Here is a 19,996-nt window from a genome sequence, read left to right as displayed (position 1 = left end):
ATTGCTACGTTTCTGTTTTTTCTGTAGATTTGATGTAAGTCCTGTTTCTAGATTGACGTAAACTATTTTTGTGGCGATACATCATTCCAGGTGGGAGGAACTATGAGTACTGGACAGAGCTCGGACGTCTCCATTAGTGATAGCCAAACGAATCACGAGTATGAATTGCAATTGGCTGCAATAAAATCTCATGATCGTCATATGGATCATGTATATAGACTGCGCTGGGGCGGGCTTGCTTTAGCAACTTTTACAGTCCTATTAGGAGCCGTTATGGTTTTTTTGGGGCTTCAGGGTTCATTTGGTTGGGCTATTGAAGCTCCAAATTCAATAGGGGCGAAGCTTACAAATGCCTCGCCTGGAATTGTATTTGCTACGATTGGATTGATACTCGGTTTCATTGTTGCAGTTCAACGGCCGCTCACCTATCGAACCGATGCTCGAAACGGTGCCCAATCACTTCATCCTAATAGTTGGCGGCGCAGTTAATTTTTTCAGTTGTAGCTATTTCCTAATTTTCCACAAAGCCGCCTGGGTAATCAGGCGGCTTTTTTTATGCCGCAAGCGGACGCGACGCGGTGCAGGGCCGGAAGGCCATTCACATGGGCGGATGCCCAGAAAGCCACCAAATGAAACTCAAACTCGATGCAAATGGCAATGTCGTTGTCCAGGATGGCAAGCCAGTCTATGTACATGACGACGGGAAGGAAGTCCCGTTCGATGCGGCTGCCGCTGTGCAGAAGATCCAGGGCCTGAACGGTGAGGCAAAGTCTCATCGCGAAGCAAAGGAAGCTGCTGAGGCGAAGCTGCAAGCGTTCGCTGGCATTGACGACCCTGCCGCTGCAGCGAAGGCGATCGAACTGATGAAAAACGTCGACGAAGGCAAGTTGGTCGCGGCCGGCAAGGTTGAAGAAATCAAGCTGGCAGCGAAAAAGGCGGCTGAAGAGCAGGTCGCAGCCGCCAACAAGGCCCATGCCGACGAGCTGGCCCGTACCAAGAACGAATTGGACGCCATTACCGGCAACTTGTATTCGGAAATGATCGGCGGCAGCTTTAATCGCTCAAAACTCATCGCCGACAAGTTTGCCATTCCGGTTGACCTGGTCCAGGCGCGCTTCGGCCAAGCCTTCAAGGTCGAGGCCGGCAAGGTCGTGGCCTACGACGGCGCAGGCAACAAGATTTTCTCGCGCACGCGCCCAGGCGACCTGGCTGACTTCGACGAAGCACTCGAAACCCTGGTGGATCAGTATCCCTACAAGGATCAGATCCTCAAGGGCTCGGGCGCATCCGGCGGTGGCGCCCATCAAGGCGGTGGTGGCGGCCAAAAACAAACGGGCAATCTCGGCGGGACGCGCGAAGAGCGTGCCGCTGCTTTTGCTGCCCAATATCCCGAATTAGCGAAAGGCTAAAAAATGTCTCTCTCCCAAATGCAAGTCTTCAACAAGTACATCATGCCGGCGACCATCGAAACGCTGGCGCAGATGGTGGACAAGTTCAACGCAGCCAGCAATGGCGCCATCCGTCTCACCACCGAAGGCTTCGAAGGTGACTTCCTGCAAGAATCGTTTTTTGCCGCAATTCACTCCGCCCAGCGCCGTGTAAATCGCTACGGCGCCAATGGCGTGGCGGCGTCAACCGACCTGACCCAGTTGAAGCACAACTCGGTGAAGATCGCCGGCGGCTTCGGCCCGATCCGCTTCGAGCCATCGCAGATGACCTGGTTGCACAAGCCGACGGCTGAAGGCATCGAAGTCGCCTCGCGCAATTTCGCCGAAGCGATGCTGGCGGACCAGCTGAACACTGCCATCCTGGCGCTGGTGGCGGCCATCAGCAACAACGCCAACACGGTCAACGATGTGAGCGCGACGCGTGGTGTGGACTACATCGCCATGAATGAAGCCCATGGCAAGTTTGGCGACCACAGCGGCAATCTGGTGGCGCAGATCATGAACGGCACGACCTTCCACAAGCTGATCGGCGCCAACCTGGCCAATGCTACTCAGCTGTTCCAGGCCCAAAACGTCCGCGTGGTGGATGTGCTGGGCAAGCCGGTGGTGGTTACCGATGCACCGGCGCTGTACTCGGCAGCAGTCGGGCCGGCGCCTGGTCCTGCGGCACCCGCGAAGTTGCGCGTGCTGTCCTTGGCCGAAGGTGCTGCAACCGTTACCGACGGTTCGGACATTATCAGCAACATCGAAACGACCAACGGCAATCAGCGTATCGAAACCACGATGCAGGTCGACTACACCTTCGGCCTGGGCTTGAAGGGCTACACCTGGGACGAAGCATCGGGCGGCAAATCGCCATCCGACGCCGCGCTGGGCACCGGCTCCAACTGGGACAAGGTGGCCACCAGCGACAAGCATACGGCTGGCGTGATCACCATCGGCGACGCGACCAAGTAAGCCCGCGCCGCGCCTCTCAACGGGGCGCGGCTTCTTCCATCAAGTTTAAAAAACGGAGTTCCAAATGGAAAATGTACCGGCAAACATCTGGTATCTGCCAGGGCCGATGTTCCAATACAGCGAGGACGTCAAGGCGCTCGCGCGCCAGGCTGGCCTTAAAATCATCGATGCAAACATGGTTGTTGGCCGCGCCAATGCCGCTGAAAATGTACCGGAAGTCACGATCAAGGCTGAATACATTGATCAAGGCGCGGGAGAGCGCATGCCGACCATGGCCGAGTTGACGGCTGCCCGTGCTGATCTGCTGGCTGCGCACGATGACCTGCAGCAACGCGAGTATGACCTGGCGGCCGAAAGAGAGCGCGTTGTCGAGCAAGCGCGCGAAAACGAGGCGGCTGCCATCCGTATCTCGGAGCAGGCCGCAGCCAATGAAGCCGAGGCGAAACGACTGCGGGACGAGGCCGCCCGGGGGGGAGTGGCCCAGGTCGCCGGCGCTACTCCTACGCCGGCCGACAAGCCAGTCAAAGCGGCCAAGACCACGTAATCAGTCGTATCACCGGGCATGCTGGTATACGTTGATCCGCTATGCTCGGCGCCCTTGCAGCAAGTCGCCCCACCTACGACCGGAGAGCTCGAATCTAAACTGGTCGTCTACCCACTGGAAGTTAATTAGCCCAATTGCTGAAAGCCTAAGAAGTCTTTCCAATGTTTCTTGTTCAGACAGTTCGTATAGCTTCGCTGCCCGTTGTAGTGAAAAACTATTCATTTTTTCATTTGGTTCAAACACCTTTAACCAAGTTTTTGGAACACCATGGTGTTTGGCGAAATCGTCCTGAATTAATGAGCCTACAGTACGATTTTCAGGCATTTTTTCGATGGGACCAGTCCAGAGCTCTGCTTCTATTGGAAGAGCAACTAGGAGAAGTGGCTGCGATGCCAAGAGAAGTGAAGACGCAGAAATCCCTGCCTTATTGCTGGAATCGATTCTTGCAGTGGCTAAGCGGTCACGATCTTCTGTGACTTTGTTTAACATCACCTCTATGTTTGCTTGGAGTTCGCGGGATTGCTTAAGCGTCAATACGCGAGTTTTGAGTACAAACGCTTTCGCTACTTCATTTAAATTGTCGTACAACCCGTTCACTACAGTGCCAAATGTCGCAAGTAGTGGGAGGACAACTACATATGTCCCAGAGGCGATTAGTGGTATCCAAATGAGCCGCCAGTTCGGATTAGTTGCCGTTGCGTACAACGTTTGATCTAGGTATGCAATTTTTACCGTGTAGTGGTCATCACTCATTGCTACAAGAACTGCCTTCCAGTTTGCTACAAGCCAAGAAATTGCGAACGATACTAAAAACGGATTGCTGAGTCGCTTCGTGATGGAATCTATTGCTTCGTAAATTTTTTCCATAGATAACCCTAGCCATTTTAATAATTGCCAGAAGGGTATCATAATTTCATTGTGGATATTTAATGACACTCCCCATCGAAATCGGCGCCGGCCTGGCCAACGCCGAATCCTACGCCAGCGTCGCCGCAGCGGACGCGCGCTGCGCCAGCTTGGGCCTGACAGCCTGGTCGGCGCTGGCCGAGGCCGACAAGGAAATCGCCCTGCGCAAGGCCATGATCTTCATGGCCACCTACCGCACGCGCTGGGCCGGCCGCAGGGTGCATCAGCACCAAGCGTTGGACTGGCCGCGCTACAACGTGGCGGTCGACGGCTTCGTCGTGCCCAGCACCATTGTGCCGCTCGACATCGTCAACGCCTGCATCGACCTGGCCGTGCGCGCCGGCAGCGGCGAGGATCTGCTACCCGACCTCGATACCGGTTCGAACGCCATTAAACGTGACAAGGTGGGGCCAATCGATACCGAGTACTTCCAGAACACCACGGACGCGCGCGAACGCTTCGTGGCCGTGGATGCGCTCCTGGCGCCTTACTTCGGCTCGGCCGGCGGCGGCAATTCGATGAAAGTGGTGCGAGCATGAGCACATTCCCGGTAGTACAAATCGAGGGCTGCGCTGCGCACGAGAACACGTACAGCCATAACGGTAAGGTGTGGACGGTCACAAATCTCATCGCCCGCTCCAAGGATCTGGAGCCGTTTGACCTGCCACTGGCGGCTATCTATCTCGGCACCGAAGTCTGGACGCCAGAAGGCTCGCCGTTTGGCATGGCGCACCACATGCGGCGTGCGCTGGACGTTGACACCCGTCATCCGGTGATTTTGAGCCAAGAGGGCTTCATCATGGACGGCTAGCATCGCGTGCTGCGCGCGCTGATCGACGGCAGGGCCGTCATCAAGGCGGTCCGCTTCAGCAAGACCCCGCCGCATGACTATCTGAAGGCTGACTGATGACCGACTACACCAAAACTGCCGCGCGCGCCGACCAGTCCCTGCGTCGCAAGGGCGGCATTGTGGTGCTGCGCCGGGTCGTGACCGATCCATATGATCCAGACCTGGGCACAGCGCCCAGCACGACCACCGATTACGAAGGCACGGGCGTCAAGATCAACTACGAGGCTGAAAACATCGACGGCACGCTGATCCAGGCGGGCGACCAGAAGCTGTTGCTGTCGCCGCTGCAGCGCAATGGCCAGGCCATGCCGGCGCCAACCACAGCCGATCTGGTGCTGTTCGGCGGCGCCAGCTACACGGTGAAGGCCGTCGAAACGACGGCGCCGGTCGATGTGGCCGTGCTGTACACGCTGCAACTACGGGGGCTTTGATGGCAAACATGTCGTTTTCGATGCAGATCGCCGAATTCATCGCCAAGAGCAAGGCGAACCAAGATCTGGTGGTGCGTGCCATCACTATGAAGGTCGACAACAAGCTGGTGCAGCGCTCGCCGGTTGGCGACGCCAAGTTTTGGAAGCACAAGCCGCCGCCTGGCTACACGGGCGGCCGCTTCCGGGCCAATTGGCAGCTTTCCATCGGCTCGCCGGCCGCTGGTGTGAGGGACCTGATCGACAAGGACGGCAGCGCCACGCTTGCCGCGCACGGCAGCACGATCAGCGCGGCGAAGGCGGGCGACGTGATCTATCTCGTGAACAACCTGCCTTATGCGAAGCGCATCGAGGAGGGCTGGTCCCGCCAGGCGCCCGTCGGAGTGGTGATGCTGACGGTCGTGGAATTCCGCACCATCGTGGACAACGCGGTGAATGGCGTGCGCGACGGGACCACCGCAAACGAGTTTGCACAAGGCTATTCAACATACAAATTATGAGTCAACCGAAAATACGCGCGGCGCTGGAAGCAGCGCTGGCCGGCCTCGCGCCAGCCATCGACACCGCTTGGCAGAACGTGCCGTACACGCCTATCACCGGCCGGCCGTACCAAGCAGCCTACCTGCTGCCGGTGGCGCCCGAGAACTACTCCATGGGCGACGGCGCTCACCAAGAGCGCGGTATCTTCCAGGTCAGCTTGCTGTATCCGCCGGGGCAGGGGACTGCTGCCGCCGGCACGCGTGCTGAAATGATCAAGGAGCTGTTCCGCCGCGGCGCTAGCTTTACGAAGGGCGATGTGACCGTGCAGATCGAGCGCACGCCTGAAATCGCTGACGGCCGCGAGGACGGCGACCGCTGGATGGTCCCGGTCAAGATTCGCTGGTTCTGCAACCTGTAATCCGCATCACCCCACACAGATCGCCTCGGCGGTCTTTTTTTTCGACCAAAGAAAGGCAATCCACACCATGACCACTGCAAACGGCATCGACAGCCTGCTCGTAATCGGCAAGCAACCGGCGGAAGGCACGAAGGCCCTGGTCGCCGCCGGCCGCCTCTATCCGCGCGTGACAGCGACGTTCGATACGGACGCCGACAAGTACTCGAGCAACGAGATCGACCCGAGCCAGCAACAGAGCGACACGCGCCTGGGTAACTTCCGCACGTCGGGCGCTATCAAGGGTGAGGCCTCGTGCGGCACCTACGCCGTGCTGCTGGCCGCGCTGCTGCGCCGCGACTTCACCGCCGGCGGTACCACCGCGGCGCAAAATACCATCGCCTCGGGCGCAACAGGCCTGACGCGCAGCGCTGGCTCCTGGCTGGCCGACGGCCACCGCGCCGGTACCGTCGTGCGCATCGGTGGCTTCCTGACCACGGGCGCCGCCAACAATGGCAAGAATTTCTTCGTTACGTCCGCCACGGCGCTGAAGCTCACGGGGCAGTTCATGGACGGCAGCGCGATGACGGTGAAGGTCGAGGGCGACCCGGTGACCGTGACCGCGACCGGGAAACGTAGCTTCACGCCCCTGACCGGCCACACCACGGACTGGTTCACCGCCGAAGTGCAGGATCCGGGGATTGCCGTGAATCGATGCTTCATCGACCAGTTGGTCAGCAAGGTCGACATCGCCGTGCAGCCGAATGGCATCACGAGCATGGACTTCACCCTGATGGGCAAGCTGGAGGGCCCGACCACGCCGGCGGCGTACTTCGCGGCACCGGCCGCCACGCCCGGCACCGGCAAGTTCTCCGGCGCCACCGCGATGCTGTCGGTCGCCGGCATTCCGTCGCAAATCTGCACGGGCATGTCGCTGTCCTTGGACGGCCAGGTCAAGATCGATCCGGTGATTGGTTCGAAGTTCGCCACGGCCGCCTCGCGCGGCAAGGTGCTGGGCAGCGGCCAGTTCACGGTGCTGATGCAGGACTCGGCATACATCGACTACTTCAAGCAGGAAGTCGAGCTGTCGCTGGCCTACGCCATGGCGGCCAGTACGGCGCCGCTGGCTGAGGTCATGACGATCGCCATGGGCCGCATCAAGATCACCTCGGCAAAGGTCGATGACGGCGAGAAAAACAAGATCGTCACGTGCGCTTTCGACGTCCTGCGCTACCAGGGCGCCGACGCGCAGCACGAAGCCACGACCGTGGCGTTCCAGGACACCAGCCTGGTGTAACCCTTCCGTCCGGCCACGCGCCGGGCTTTCTTTTTGGCGCATGCGCCACCCCAGCACCGACCGGTCGCTGTCGCCTTCGTGGGCGCGGCGGCCGGCACGGGCATTGCTTACTACCCACGAAAGGCACTACCCATGAACACCACCCAAGCACCTGCAACCCTGAACACCGCTCAAACCCTGGCCGTCGCTGGCTTCGATATCGCCAACCTGTCCGCGCCTGCCGCGCACGTGACCTTCGACGTGCCCGTGATCTTCGACGCCGACGGCGAGCCCGTGGCGGGCATCAAGATTGTCGGCAAGAATTCCGACGAGTACCGCAAGGAAAGCCACGCCGTGCGCGCCGAAGGCTATCGCAAGTCCGCCAAACGTAAGACGGCCATCGACGCCTCGACCGATGAAGGCTCCAATCAGCTGGTGAGCGTCATCGACGACAACCAGAAGCGCCTGGCGCTGGCCGTGGCCGTTGACTGGTACGGCTTCACCAGCAATGGCGCGGCCGTGCCGTTCGACAAGGGCATGATTGCCGCGGCGTTCGACAAGTACCCGACCTGGCAGGAGCGCGTCACAACCGCCTTGGAAAACGACGCCAATTTTTTGAAGGTCTGACCCAGGCCTTGCTGCTGTACGCCGATCACCTGTTTGATCGAGCGTCAGTAGCAGGCGATGGCAACGCCAAGGGCGATCACCTGGACACCGCCCGGCAAAACCCGCTTTATCGGGCGCCCGAGGCGCCGGCGGTTCCGCAGCTGCCGCCCGAGCTGGCCTATATCTGGACCTGGTTCACTCAGTTGAACCAGAAACGCCAGTGCGGCATGGCCGTGAACTCGCTGACCAGTGCCGAGATACTGGCCTGGCAGGCCCGCCACGGCGTCCGCTTCGATCCGTTCGAAGAGGGCGTAATCGATCGCCTGGATGCGCTGTTCATTTATCACCAAAACAAGAAGGACAAATAAATGCCTGATATCGCCGAACTTGGCCTTTCGATCGACACGCGCCAGTTGGAGCAGGGCGCCCAAGCAATGGACCGCCTCGGTGCCGCCAGTGAAAGTGTCGAGAAAAAGGTCGACAGCGCGACGACGGCTATTGACAAACTTGGCAAGGCGAGCGCGGACGCCAAGGGAAAAACTGCGGAAGGCGCAGCGGCTGTTGATGCCGTCGGCGAGGCCGGCGCTCGCGTGGTGCAAAAGGTGGATGCCGCGACGGCCTCCATCGATGCGATGGGCGCCACTGCTACCCGCATCCGCACGGTATTCCTGGGCGGCAGTAATACGCTCGATGGGTTCATGGGCTCATCTATGGGCGTCTGGCGTAGCAGTGAGGCCGCCGCCGCTGGGATTGATAGTCTCGGCAATGCCACCGAGCGTACTTGGAAGAAGCAGGCTGACTACAACGGTGCGATGGCCGACACGACCCGCATCATGCGGCAGGCCGCCGAAGCTGCGCGTACCTTGGAAGAGTCTAACCACCGAATGTTGCTTGAGCTGCAGCGCGAGATCGACACTTTCGGCATGGCGCGCGGCGAACTGGAACGCTATCGCGCCGCCGAATTGGGCCTGGGCAGCGCAGCTCAGACCAAGGCGGCAGCCCTGGGCAATAGCATCGATGCGATGCGCCGCGAGGAGCGGGCTGCCCGCGACGCTGCTGGCGCACAGGATCGGGCAGCAGCCGCTGGCGATCGTTTTATCAAGAGCTTGCAGGACCAAGTGGCCACGCTGGGTATGACGACCCAGCAGCTACAAACCTACCGCGCCGCCCAGTTGGGCGTATCCGACGCCGCTTCACCGCTGATCAACAAGCTGGCCGAAGCCGGCGCCGGCGCGAAGTCGGCGGGCGGCCACATGGAGGGCCTGAGTTTTCAATCGGCGAGCGCCAAGCGCGAACTGCTAGTGCTTGCCCATGAGCTGAGCCAGGGGCAGTTCCAACGCTTCGGCGGCTCGATGATGGTTCTCGGCGAACAAACTGGTGCCGCCAGCCTGCTGTTCAGCGCCGCCGGCCTGGCTGCGCTGGCCTTTGCTGGCGCACTGGGCACGGTTGCCTACGCGATGATCAAAGGTGCCAGCGAGCAGCGCGAAATGAATAATGCCCTGATCTCGACGAACAACTATGCAGGCGTCACCAGCGACAAGTTGAACGAAATGGCGCATGCGGCGACTGAGGCGGGTGGGAGTATCCGTGAGGCCAAGAAGGTCGTCACAGAGTTGGCCGGCACCGGCAAATTTACGGGCGATCAGATCGCCTACATTACTGATGCCGTTATTGCTCTTGAACATGCCACTGGTGAATCTGTCAAAAAAACAATCAAAGAATTCGAATCTCTGGCCGTTCAGTCGACTGGTAGCACCAACCGTGCGACCGAGGTGATCACGCGCGCAACCGTCAAGTTGGATGACACCTATCACTTCTTGACGCTTTCCGTATATGAGGCAATCCGTGCCTTGGAAAAAGACGGTGATGCCAAGGGTGCATCTGCAGTCGCCACTGAGGCGTTTGCAAAGGCAACCAAGGATGGTGCAGAGCAGATGATTGCCAACCTTGGTAGTGTGGCGCGCGCTTGGCATGGCGTAAAAGAAGCAATCGGCGGCGCTATGGATGCCATCGGAAGCTACGGCGCCAAGGCAACGCCAGCGGCCGATGTAAAAAAATACAGTTTCCGCCTGTCGGAATTCGATAAGGGGCTGGCTGATAGCAATCTGCGCTTGGGGCGCGCACCTGATGCCATTACGCCTGAACTCCAGGCAACCCGTACGCAGATTGTCCTTGGCCTGACCGATGCTGTAGACAAATTGAACAAAGCTGATGCCGTAGCTATGGCCCAGGGAGAAGTGGCGACTAAAAATTCGCGTGCAGTTCATGCCGCCGCGATGATCCACGCGGAAGATATCCGCCTGCAAAAGAAAGGAATGGGGGAGCTGGCGGTCGCCCTGGATGCGTACCAATCGAACATCGATGCCATCCGGGCCGCCGACCCTAATTCGCCCCTCATTACTCCAGACGCGATCGCCGCTGGTATTGCTGCTCGGACCAAGGCGCACACAGAGAAGGCTAAACCAAAGGCTGATCAGATCGAAAACACAGCGATGGCGGATCGCTTGGCCCGCATCCAGGATGATGTGAATCTGGAAAAGGAAAGAATCGGACAACTTTCCAAGATTAACGAGATGTTCCATAAGGCAGGACGACTTGGCGACGAGGAGTACTTTAAGAATAAACGTGACAATGCGCGGGCCGCTGAACAAGAGGAAATTAATGGCTATACCAGGCAAATTGCAGTCCTCAAAGATCACCATAACGCTACTGGCGTAGAGGCAGAAAAAAATAATAAAAAGGCAAATGATTTAGATGCTAAACGCGCAGCGGCAATTTTGCGGGCAGCTGATGCCGTCGAACTTACGGAAATGGAGGAAATGCTGCGTAAGGACGCGCTTAGTGAGGCGGCTGTACTGGCAACCAATAAAGAGATTGGCGCGATTAATGCGCAGATCGCTGTCACAGATGAGCAAATCCGCACCTACGGCTTGTTGCCGGCGCAAAAGACCGCTTTGGCTGTCGCCGACCTTGAAGAGCAAAAAGCTGCTCTCGCAAGTTTCGAGGGCAATGAGAAGGTCATCGATGGTATCAATCGCAAGATCGAAGCGATGAAACGCCTTGGCATCGTGCAAGGCAAGGCTTCGACGCAAGAGCAGGGCGGCGACGTGGCCAAGGCCAAAGAGCTGCTGGATATCCTGACGGCTGTCGATACCGCAACGAAGTCAGCAGCGCAAGGCATGGCCGCGTCGTTCGGCGCGGTTGGCACTGCCATCGGCGGGTTGACGACGGCCTTGTCTGGCTATGCCGTGCAGCAGCAGGCTATCGCTGCCCAGTTGGCCGCTGCCACTAAGGATGCCTATGGCGACCCGACCAAGGTCGCCAAGGCCCAGGCTGCTGCGGCCCAGCAGGGCGCGCAGGCCCAGATCAAATCCTATGGTGATATGGCCAGCTCAGCCAAGGGCTTTTTCAAAGAGAACACCGCTGGCTATCGGGCAATGGAAGGCGCTGAAAAAGCTTATCGTGCCGTGGAAATGGCTATGGCGATTGAATCGATGGTGAAGAAGTTGTTTGCCGTCGAGGTTGTGACGACTGCAACATTGGGGGCGGAAGCTGCCAAAGCGGTGGCCGTCCAGGCCGGCACAGCAACGCAACTTGCTGCTGACACGGTGAAAGGCACATCCGCTGCCGCCGTGGCGGTCGCTACACAAGCGCAGGGTGATCCTTACAGCGCTTGGATTCGCATGGCAGCGATGGCTGCGGCGATGGCCGCCCTGGGCTTCGCAGTATCTGGCGGCGGTGGGTCGGACACGACTGCCAAGGACCGCCAGGCCGCCACCGGTACCGGATCCATTCTGGGCGACTCATCCGCGAAATCGGAATCGATCGCACACAGCCTGGCCATCATGGAAAAAAACTCCGGCCTGGGCCTGGCACACACCATTTCGATGGATTCGTCCTTGAGGAAGATGGTGTCCGGCATTGGCAATTTGTCCAGTCTGTTGGCGCGCTCCGGCGTGACGGCTGCTGGCGGTGGCGCGGCAGCGGGTGTACAAACGGGCACGACCACACTGGGCGGTAGCCTTGGCATGGCGGCCGGCACGCTCGCTGGTGGTGTCGGTGGCGCTGCACTCGGCACTTACTTGGGTATGGGCATGGCCGCAATTGGCGGGCCACTTGGCCTTGCCGTTGGCGCCGTGCTTGGATCCGTGCTTGGTGGCGTCGTGTCGAAACTGTTCAACACCTCGACCTCGATCAAGGACCAGGGCATTACCGGAAAAGCCATGTCATTGGGGAATGTTGATGCCCTAGGCTTCACGGCCCAGGCTTATGCCGATGTCAACACGAAGAAAAAGGCATTCGGTTTCACCTATAAGGACAAGGACAGTACACAAACCGCCGCGCTATCGGGGGAAATGAATAACCAGTTCACCATGATCATCAGCAGCATGGGGCAGACGATCCGCAGTGCTGCTGATGCGCTGGGCATGGGCGGCGCCGCATTTAATGCCCGGCTCAGTTCGTTTGTAGTCGACTTGGGCAAGATTAGTTTGAAGGGTCTGTCCGGCGAAGAGCAACAGAAAGCGCTGGAAACAGCATTTTCTAAGGTCGGCGATGACATGGCCAAGTTCGGTGTGGCTGGGCTGCAGGAATATCAGGCTGTGGGCGAAGGCTACCTGGAAACGCTGGTGCGCGTTACGAACGACTACCTGCAGGTGTCCGACGTGCTGGCCGTGCTGGGCAAGTCTTTCAATGCAACAGGCCTGGGCGCCGTGGCGCTGAGCGAAAGCTTGATTGCGACGGCCGGTGGCCTTGACAAGCTGACCGGAGGAACCAGCTTCTTCGTCGAAAACTTTCTGTCGGAAGCGGAGCGGATGGCGCCGATCACGAAATCGGTGAACGATTCCATGGGCAAGCTGGGCGTATCAGGTGTGAAGTCTGTCGATCAGTTCAAAGCCCTGGTTTTGGCGCAGGACTTGAACACGGCCGCCGGCCAGGCGATGTATGTGGAGTTGATTGCCCTTGCCGAGCCGTTCAAGAAAGCAGCCGATTACGCTGCCGAAGTGGCTGCGGCAACAGGCGAATATGCAGCAGTTCTCAAAACGGCCAGCGAAATCGCCAGCGAGCGCATGGACCTGCAAAAGCATCTCAACGAGCTGACGAAAAGCGAAATGGAACTGCTGGCGATCCAGCGCTCCGGTATTGCCGCCGTCAACCGCGCGCTGTTCGACCAGGTGCAGGCAGCCAGGGCGGTCGTATCGGCCAAGGATGCGCTGGGCAAGGCATACGAAAGGGAATCGGCAGCGGCCCAGACGGCGCTGGATAAGTCGAAATCGTGGGTGTCCACGCTCAACGGCCTGAACGCCAGTATGGCCCTGGGCAATCAGTCCATCCTGACGCCGGAGCAACGTTACGCCGAGGCGCGCGCCCAGTTCGAGAAGACCCTGGCAGCAGCAAACGCCGGTGACACGACGGCACAGTCCGGCTTGTCGGCTGCCGAGCAAGCGTTCTTGACGGCTTCTCAGGTGGTGAACGCGTCGGATGCCAAGTATGCGGCGGACTATGCGCGCGTCATCGCTGCCAACGAAGACGCCGCCAAGTGGGCCTCGGTTCAGGTCGACGTGCAGCAGGCCAGCCTGGATGCCCTCAAGGCCCAGGTATCGGGCCTGATTACCATCAACGACAGCGTGCTGACGGTGGCGCAAGCCATCGCCAACCTGCGGGTCGCGATGGGCGCGGCGAGCGGTTTGGGCGTGCAGTTCGACGGTTCCCATGCCGGCGGCCTGGTCAGTACGCCCTATGACGGCTATATCGCCGAACTGCATGCCGGCGAGCCGGTGATCGACGCACCGGCTGCCGCTGCGCTGCGCCGCTACTTTGGCGGAACGGGGCCCAGCTCCGGTAGTGGCAACAACGACGCCTTGGTGGCCGAGATCAAGAGTCTGCGGGAAGAGGTCAAGGGGCTGCGTGCCGATCAGGCCAAGCAGACCGGCGCCGCAATCAAGGCCACGGTTGAATCGAACGTCGTTGCCGCGAAAACCGTGGTGGATGGCGTTGACAAATCTGCTCGAGCAGCCGCTCGGGTAAAACAGGTGGAGTACAGTAAATGATAGATGCACAATTTCTGGAATGGCTGGAGACACCGTCAGCCATCCGCATGGTGCTTATCGAGGTGCAAGTGAACGTGGCCGGCCAGGAGGTGACGCGGTATATCGCCTCCCGGCCTTACCTCACCGGATCGCTTGATGTGCCCGCGAATACCGAGTATCTGCCGCTGGCTACCGGTGGCCTGGCCTTTACCGAGCAGGTCAGCCTGACGGGCGAGGCGGGATTGTCCGGCGGCGATATCGAGCTGGACAATGCCGATGGCGCGCTCGATGGCTGGCTCGCCGACGTCTGGCGAAACCGGGCGATCAAGGTCTGGTCGGGCGACTTGCGCTGGCTGCGCGCGGATTTTCGCCTGGTCTTCGACGGCATCGTTGCCGACATTGGCAGTACGGACCGCAATTCATTCAACCTGGCGCTGCGCGACAAGATGCAGCGCCTGGATACGCCTATGACCGAGGTCAAGCTGGGCGGCGTGTCGACGAACAAGGATGTCACGTTGCCCATCCCGCTTGGCGAATGCCACAACGTGGCGCCGCTACTGACGAACCCGGCGACGCAGGAATACGGGTTTCTCGGGGCTGTCGAGTCGATATTCGAGGTGCGCACCAACGGCAAGCCGGTCCCGATTACGATCGACAATGCTGCGGGCCGCTTCAAATTGACCATCAACCCGCTGGCCAACGTGGTGACGGCCAGCGTGCAGGGTGACAACGCTGGCGGCTATGCGCCACGCATCGGACCGCTGGTGCAGCGCATCGCCACCGGCTACGGCAAGGTAGGCGACCGCTTCACTGCCGCCGACCTGGACCTAGCCAATCTGGCCGCCTTCGATGCTGCCCATCCGCAGCTGGTGGGCCTGTACGTAGCGGACCGAACCAACCAGGCGCAGGCTATCCAGCAGTTGGCTGCCAGCGTGGGCGCGCAGGCGTTGATTTCGCGCACCGGCAAGCTGCGTCTGATCCAGATCGCGCTGCCGGCCGCTGGCGTACCGGTTGAGATCGGCCCGGACCAGATGCTGGAGGATTCTTTGCATCCGGCGCAGCGCCTGGCCGTGGTGGCGGCCGTCAAGATTGGCTACGACCGGAACTGGACTGTGCAGGCCAACCTGACGACCAGTATCCCGCCCGCGCATGCCGACCTGTACGCCACGGAATGGCTGACGGAAACGGTGGTCGATGAGGCGGTCAAGGCGCGTTACCGCTTGACGGATGACCCGCCGCAGATCGATACCTGCCTCAAAACCACGGAAGACGCCCGCGCGGAAGCGACGCGGCGTCTGGCGCTGCACAAGGTGCAACGCACGATTTACGAGTTTGATGGAGAGCCGGAGATGATGCTGTTGGAACTTGGGCAGCCCGTGGTGCTGCGCGATAAACGTTTTGGCCTGCAAGACGGTGCGCCTGGCGTGGTGGTGATCCTTTCGCCGTCATGGCTGACCGGCCGCATCACCGTCGGGGTGTTGGTATGACCTCTATCGGCGGTACTCGTGACCGCTTGATCATGAACACCGTCCCGCGCTTCGAGCCGGCCAACGACCGCGTGCTGCTGCTGGCAGCGACGGCACAGGCGTTCAAGGTGGCGGCTACGACAATCGCGGCGCCGGTCAGCATCGATTTCACGGCCGGCCTGGTGAATATGCAGGGCCAGGTGGCGTTTTCCGCCAGCAATGCCAGCGTGTTGACGCGCGTCGGGAACGTGGCCAGCATGACCTATGGTGGCATGGTGGGCGACAGCGTGACGGTGACGGCCAGCATCGTGGTCGACGGCTTGACCTATACAGCAAGCCAGACGGTCAGCAAGATTTTCGACGGAGTGACGGGCAATTCAGCACGGATCTGCTACAGCAAGACCAGTCTGCTGTCCCTGGGCAGCGCACCGGCGACGCTCAGCACGGAGGGGGCAGCATCCTATCCGCCGATTGATACCTGGGGCGCCGGCACGGTATGGGAGGGTTCGCCGCCTCTGTTTGGCGCTGGTGAATCGCTGTACCGGTCCGATGGCATTTTCAATCCAGCCAGCGGCACCACCAAATGGGCCGCGCCGTACCTCAGCGCACTTAAAGTAGGTCAGTTGAGCGCAATCAGCGCCGACCTGGGCAAGGTGACGGCAGGCGATATCTTCAGCGCGACGCTGCATGGTGGCGCTGGGTATCCGACTAACAATTACGGATGGCCCAGCAACGGCGGCAGCGGCTTTCATTTAAGCGACAAGGGTTTGCTTATCGGCAACATCAATGTGCCAGGTGGATTTTTCCAGCTGTCGAGTACGGGCCTTCTTGAGATGCCAGGACTTACCGTGACGCCTGGAACACCGACAACTGCTCCGGTCGCGAGGTTCTCCGGTGAACTGGTGGCGGCTACTGGCACGATTGGCCTGCTGCGCAGTCGCACCAGCGGCGCGCGCGTGGAAATCCGTGGCGATGTGCAAAAGGTAATCGGCATCAACGCAAGCGGCGCCGAGGTCGTGGTTGTGCAAATCGGGGACCTGGACGCATGAGCAGCCATGGAGTGTTGTGCAAGGACTTGAATAGCAATGCCATTACGTACGATTCAAGAATCGAGTCCACTCTGTTCTGGCTTGTCCAAGAGGTGATCCCTCGAGGGCAGAACGTGTCGCGGACCTTTTCATATCCTGCGTACGCTGGAAAGAAAATCAGTGCGAGTCTGATCTCGCCCTATCAGGCACCAGGGCTGCCGGCAGGCGGTGGGCAGAGTGATGGATATGGGCTGGACGATGGTGGTGGCGTATTGAGTTGCAAGGTTTCCTACCCCTCCGGGATACCTACCGTCACTGTCTTTTCGGACAACGAGGATGACCGGCTTCCCATGGCTAGCAATGGGCTGTTATCAGTTTTTTACACAGGGGCAAAGCTTTGAGAGTCGGGATCGAGACCAAGAACCTAGCGGTGGGGAACATCACCATCGATGCCAGTCATCGTGCGTTCGTTTATTTAGGCAAGAAGGCCATCCCGACCGGAAGCGGCGCCCGATTTACGTCGGTCGACTTTTCCTGCAACGGCGTGCCTCAAGTGTATTTTGATGTTCCCTATAACGTCGTCGGAACTGCTCCTGGTGCGCCCAGGACCGGAATCGCTTTGTGTCGATTGGAGAATCTTGGTGGCTCGTCCTGGCGGGCGACGTTCATCTATAGCCCCCGTATCGTTCTTTTGGGAGCAGGGGGCGTAGTGGAAGATATGGGGCTCTTCCTGCGGATATTTGGACGCCTTGATCTCAACCCGCCAACGCCCCCATATGGCAAGGGGATTATGGTCCGGGCGCTGGATGGATCGATGCTTTTCTGCAGTACCGTGCGCATGCTACGACAGGCAGGGAACACCTACGATACGCAGGCAGTGCTGAAAGCGGATATTCCGGCACAGAATGGGAATGATCCTGAAAATGTGGGCGACACCTTCGTTGATACACCTTTCAACTTGGTGGGCAAGTCTATCCTGGCCAACACTCGCGGGACGATTAGTGGCGCGTACTACCAAGGCACCTTCAATAACGGGGAGGGTATCTTCGAGGATTATTACGACATTCTCAAGTTCAATGCTCTGTACTGGGCATCTGGCTCGCGGCTCTGGGTTCGACGGATACCGACTGATCGCTATCAATACATCACCCAAGCGGGATCGGTTTACTTTATTGATAACTCCAGGCGCTTGCCGGTGTACTCGCGGCTTTCAGTGATCGACAACTCCCAATTCCCATAATATGACCAATCTTCGCATCATCTACGACAACGCCGGCGACCGCGCTGTGATCACTGCCTCCAGCCAGGCTGGCCTGCTGGGCCCGGCCAACCTGCAGCGCGAGCGTAAGTCTTCAGTGCTGCGCTCGGTCGGCACGGTCCTGACCATTACCGCGACGCTGCCGCTGGGCGAGATCGTCGGCGGCGTGGTCTTGCCGTTTTGCAACCTGACTTCGAATGCCAAAATCCGTGTGCGTGGCTATACCGAGCCAGGCGATACCGTGCCGGCGATTGATACCGGCCTGATCCTGGCCTGCGGCTATGCGCCGCTGGGCGCCTGGGACTTTGGGGCCACAGCACTGGCAGCCAATGCTTTTTCATTTGGCGGCGGCGCCTATGCGCGGGCCTGGTTCCCACGCAGGACCGCGCGTCATTTTGTAATCGACCTCGCCGACCCTGGCAATCCGGCCGGCTACGTCGAGTTCTCGCGCCTGGTGATGGGGAACTACTGGGAGCCGGAGAACAACGCCAGCTACGGCGCCAGCGTGACGCCGCTCGATACGTCGACGCTCTACAGGACGGCCGCTGGTGAGCAACGGGTTGCCGCCGGCAGCACATACCGCAAGTTGTCGTTGTCGCTCGAGCACATGACACCGGTGGATCGCGCCGCGGTGTGGCGCCTGGTGCGCGGCAGCGGAAAGCGCCGGCCGATTCTGGTGAGCTTGTTTCCCGAGGATGCCGATCCTGAGCTGGAGCAAACACACCAGTTGTACGGCCGCCTTGCTGAACTGGCCGCCGTATCGACACCGTATTTCCAAACTTATGCCACATCGCTTGATATCGAGGAACTGTAATGGATGATATTTTTTACCCAGACATGCCGGATTGGCTCGACAAGCTGAACTTGCTGGCGAAAGGCCAGCTGGAGCCGATCAGGGCTGACTGGGCTGCAGATCCAGGCTCCATTCGGGGAATCCTCAACAAGCCAACGTTGGCCGTCGTGGCTACGTCAGGCAAGAAAGCAGACGTGGGCCTGAGTAAAGTAGACAATACCAGCGACACAGAAAAACCTGTGTCGATAGCGCAGGCAAACGCGCTTGATCTTAAAGCTCCCATCAATAATCCGGTCTTCAAAGGCGTCGTGCGCAATCCGGCCGGCGGGATGGATTTTGGTACTGCCGGTTGCGGCATGTATTCGCCAAGCGTCAACGTGCTGTCGATAGTGACAAATGGCATAGGCAGTATCACGGTATCGCCCGCTGGGGTGACGTTCGCCGGCACTGTGTCAGGCGTTACAAAAGGGATGGTGGGCCTGGGCAACGTGGATAACACCAGCGACGCATTGAAGCCGGTATCAGCGGCCCAAGCAACTGCCATCGGGCTGATGGCGCCAGTCGACAATCCGGTCTTTACAGGGACTGTCCATATACCAGCGAGTGGGATGGATTTTGGCACCAATGGAACCGGCATTGGTGCCCCGGCTGCAGGCATGCTGGCAATGACGACAAACGGCGTCGAGCGCTACCGCATCTCAAATACTGGCGATGTTACCTTCACTAGCGTCCCCAAAATTACAGCCTCATCCGCTGCTACGTGCGAGATTATTTCGCAGGGGCTAAATGGCTATGGCGTATTTTCTGCGAAGTCCTCCGCTCAGTTGCCGTCCATTTGGGATTCGTATAATGCGAATGGGCTGTGCGGTCGTCTGCTATGCGACAACGCTGCCGCCAATTCCACGTTCACGTTCTCGATGCGGAAAGACGGGGTAATGGCGGACGTCCTGGGGATGAATCGCGGCCAGATTTTCCCTTCCGTCGATGGAACTACGGCGCTTGGCGGTGCGTCACAGCGCTGGTCGGTAGTGTTTTCTTCGACAGGCGCGATCAACACATCCGACGCCACGCTGAAGACACCTATCCGCCCGATGCTGGAAAATGAGATCGCAGCAGCAATCGAAATTGCCGACAGCATCGGTACATACAAGTGGCTCGAGTCAATTCAGGCCAAAGGTGCGGACGCGCGCCGGCACGTAGGCCTGACGGTGCAGGGCGCGATTGCCGTCATGGAGAAAAATGGGCTTGACCCGTTTGAATACGGCTTCATTTGCTACGATCAGTGGGAGGAAGAGCTGGGTTATCGGGCTGCAATCCCGGCTCAGCCTGATGTGGTCGACGCTGACGGGACTGTTATTGTCCCGCAAACCGATGCCGTGGAGGCATCTCAAGTAGTGATCAAAGAGGCCGGTAGCCTCTATTCTCTGCGCACTGACCAGATCAACATGTTCGTGGCTCGTGGCCTGATGGCCCGCCTCGCCAAAACAGAGGCGCGCCTTGCTGCTCTGGAAGCCATGTAGTTCATATCTGTCA

Annotated in this window: 19 protein-coding genes; 18 read left to right on the top strand and 1 reads right to left on the bottom strand. The window is 59.4% G+C overall.

The window, feature by feature from the left end:
* Positions 1 to 102 precede the first annotated feature (102 nt).
* The 4 genes from O3300_RS06155 (at position 103) to O3300_RS06140 (ending at position 2,949) form a co-directional block, all read left to right on the top strand.
* Positions 103 to 489, top strand: coding sequence for a hypothetical protein (locus O3300_RS06155; protein ID WP_305052423.1), 387 nt, complete (start codon positions 103 to 105; stop codon positions 487 to 489).
* A gap of 140 nt (positions 490 to 629) precedes the next feature.
* A complete protein-coding gene (locus O3300_RS06150) occupies positions 630 to 1,409 on the top strand; it encodes a DUF6651 domain-containing protein (RefSeq protein ID WP_305052422.1) in 780 nt (259 codons plus the stop codon).
* 3 nt (positions 1,410 to 1,412) lie between these two features.
* Entirely contained in the window at positions 1,413 to 2,405 is a 993-nt protein-coding gene (locus O3300_RS06145) for a major capsid protein (RefSeq protein ID WP_071077693.1), read from the top strand.
* A 64-nt stretch (positions 2,406 to 2,469) separates the two neighbouring features.
* A complete protein-coding gene (locus O3300_RS06140; protein ID WP_305052421.1) occupies positions 2,470 to 2,949 on the top strand; it encodes a hypothetical protein in 480 nt (159 codons plus the stop codon).
* A 39-nt stretch (positions 2,950 to 2,988) separates the two neighbouring features.
* Here the strand turns inward: O3300_RS06140 and O3300_RS06135 are convergent, their stop codons facing one another.
* Positions 2,989 to 3,858, bottom strand: a complete 870-nt coding sequence (locus O3300_RS06135; RefSeq protein WP_305052420.1) for a hypothetical protein — start codon at positions 3,856 to 3,858, stop codon at positions 2,989 to 2,991.
* Positions 3,859 to 3,878: 20 nt separating this feature from the next.
* Here O3300_RS06135 and O3300_RS06130 point away from each other — a divergent pair, with 20 nt between their 5' ends.
* The 14 genes from O3300_RS06130 to O3300_RS06065 all read left to right on the top strand — a co-directional run bounded on the left by O3300_RS06130 (position 3,879) and on the right by O3300_RS06065 (position 19,983).
* Positions 3,879 to 4,394: a DnaT-like ssDNA-binding protein gene (locus O3300_RS06130; RefSeq protein WP_305052419.1), complete on the top strand. Its 516-nt coding sequence runs from the start codon at positions 3,879 to 3,881 to the stop codon at positions 4,392 to 4,394.
* Complete coding sequence (locus tag O3300_RS06125; RefSeq protein ID WP_305052418.1) at positions 4,391 to 4,666, top strand: hypothetical protein; 276 nt, start codon at positions 4,391 to 4,393, stop codon at positions 4,664 to 4,666. The genes O3300_RS06130 and O3300_RS06125 overlap by 4 nt, the downstream gene beginning before the upstream one ends.
* Before the next feature lie 95 nt (positions 4,667 to 4,761).
* Positions 4,762 to 5,136, top strand: coding sequence for a hypothetical protein (locus O3300_RS06120; protein ID WP_305052417.1), 375 nt, complete (start codon positions 4,762 to 4,764; stop codon positions 5,134 to 5,136).
* Entirely contained in the window at positions 5,136 to 5,633 is a 498-nt protein-coding gene (locus O3300_RS06115; protein ID WP_305052416.1) for an HK97 gp10 family phage protein, read from the top strand. The genes O3300_RS06120 and O3300_RS06115 overlap by 1 nt, the downstream gene beginning before the upstream one ends.
* Entirely contained in the window at positions 5,630 to 6,031 is a 402-nt protein-coding gene (locus O3300_RS06110) for a phage tail terminator-like protein (protein WP_305052415.1), read from the top strand. Before O3300_RS06115 ends, O3300_RS06110 begins: the two co-directional genes overlap by 4 nt.
* 67 nt (positions 6,032 to 6,098) lie before the next feature.
* A complete protein-coding gene (locus tag O3300_RS06105) occupies positions 6,099 to 7,304 on the top strand; it encodes a phage tail tube protein (RefSeq protein WP_305052414.1) in 1,206 nt (401 codons plus the stop codon).
* 132 nt (positions 7,305 to 7,436) lie between these two features.
* The gene (locus O3300_RS06100; protein ID WP_305052413.1) at positions 7,437 to 7,910 is read left to right on the top strand and encodes a hypothetical protein; all 474 of its coding nucleotides are present in this window, start codon (positions 7,437 to 7,439) and stop codon (positions 7,908 to 7,910) included.
* Positions 7,911 to 7,918: 8 nt separating this feature from the next.
* Positions 7,919 to 8,257, top strand: coding sequence for a hypothetical protein (locus O3300_RS06095; RefSeq protein ID WP_305052412.1), 339 nt, complete (start codon positions 7,919 to 7,921; stop codon positions 8,255 to 8,257).
* Positions 8,258 to 13,939 (top strand): phage tail length tape measure family protein, encoded by a 5,682-nt coding sequence (locus O3300_RS06090; protein WP_305052411.1) that lies wholly within the window; start codon positions 8,258 to 8,260, stop codon positions 13,937 to 13,939.
* Positions 13,936 to 15,405, top strand: a complete 1,470-nt coding sequence (locus O3300_RS06085; protein ID WP_305052410.1) for a hypothetical protein — start codon at positions 13,936 to 13,938, stop codon at positions 15,403 to 15,405. Before O3300_RS06090 ends, O3300_RS06085 begins: the two co-directional genes overlap by 4 nt.
* Positions 15,402 to 16,433, top strand: coding sequence for a hypothetical protein (locus O3300_RS06080; protein WP_305052409.1), 1,032 nt, complete (start codon positions 15,402 to 15,404; stop codon positions 16,431 to 16,433). The genes O3300_RS06085 and O3300_RS06080 overlap by 4 nt, the downstream gene beginning before the upstream one ends.
* A 409-nt stretch (positions 16,434 to 16,842) precedes the next feature.
* The gene (locus O3300_RS06075) at positions 16,843 to 17,652 is read left to right on the top strand and encodes a hypothetical protein (protein WP_305052408.1); all 810 of its coding nucleotides are present in this window, start codon (positions 16,843 to 16,845) and stop codon (positions 17,650 to 17,652) included.
* A gap of 1 nt (position 17,653) precedes the next feature.
* On the top strand, positions 17,654 to 18,484 hold the full coding sequence (locus O3300_RS06070; RefSeq protein WP_305052407.1) for a hypothetical protein: 831 nt from the start codon (positions 17,654 to 17,656) through the stop codon (positions 18,482 to 18,484).
* Entirely contained in the window at positions 18,484 to 19,983 is a 1,500-nt protein-coding gene (locus tag O3300_RS06065; protein ID WP_305052406.1) for a tail fiber domain-containing protein, read from the top strand. The genes O3300_RS06070 and O3300_RS06065 overlap by 1 nt, the downstream gene beginning before the upstream one ends.
* Positions 19,984 to 19,996: the final 13 nt, after the last annotated feature.

Source organism: Janthinobacterium sp. SUN206, from assembly GCF_030587305.1.
Classification (GTDB): Bacteria; Pseudomonadota; Gammaproteobacteria; order Burkholderiales; family Burkholderiaceae_D; genus Janthinobacterium; species Janthinobacterium kumbetense.
The sequence above is the reverse complement of the archived record's forward strand: the minus strand, read 5'-3'. Positions and strand labels throughout refer to the sequence as shown.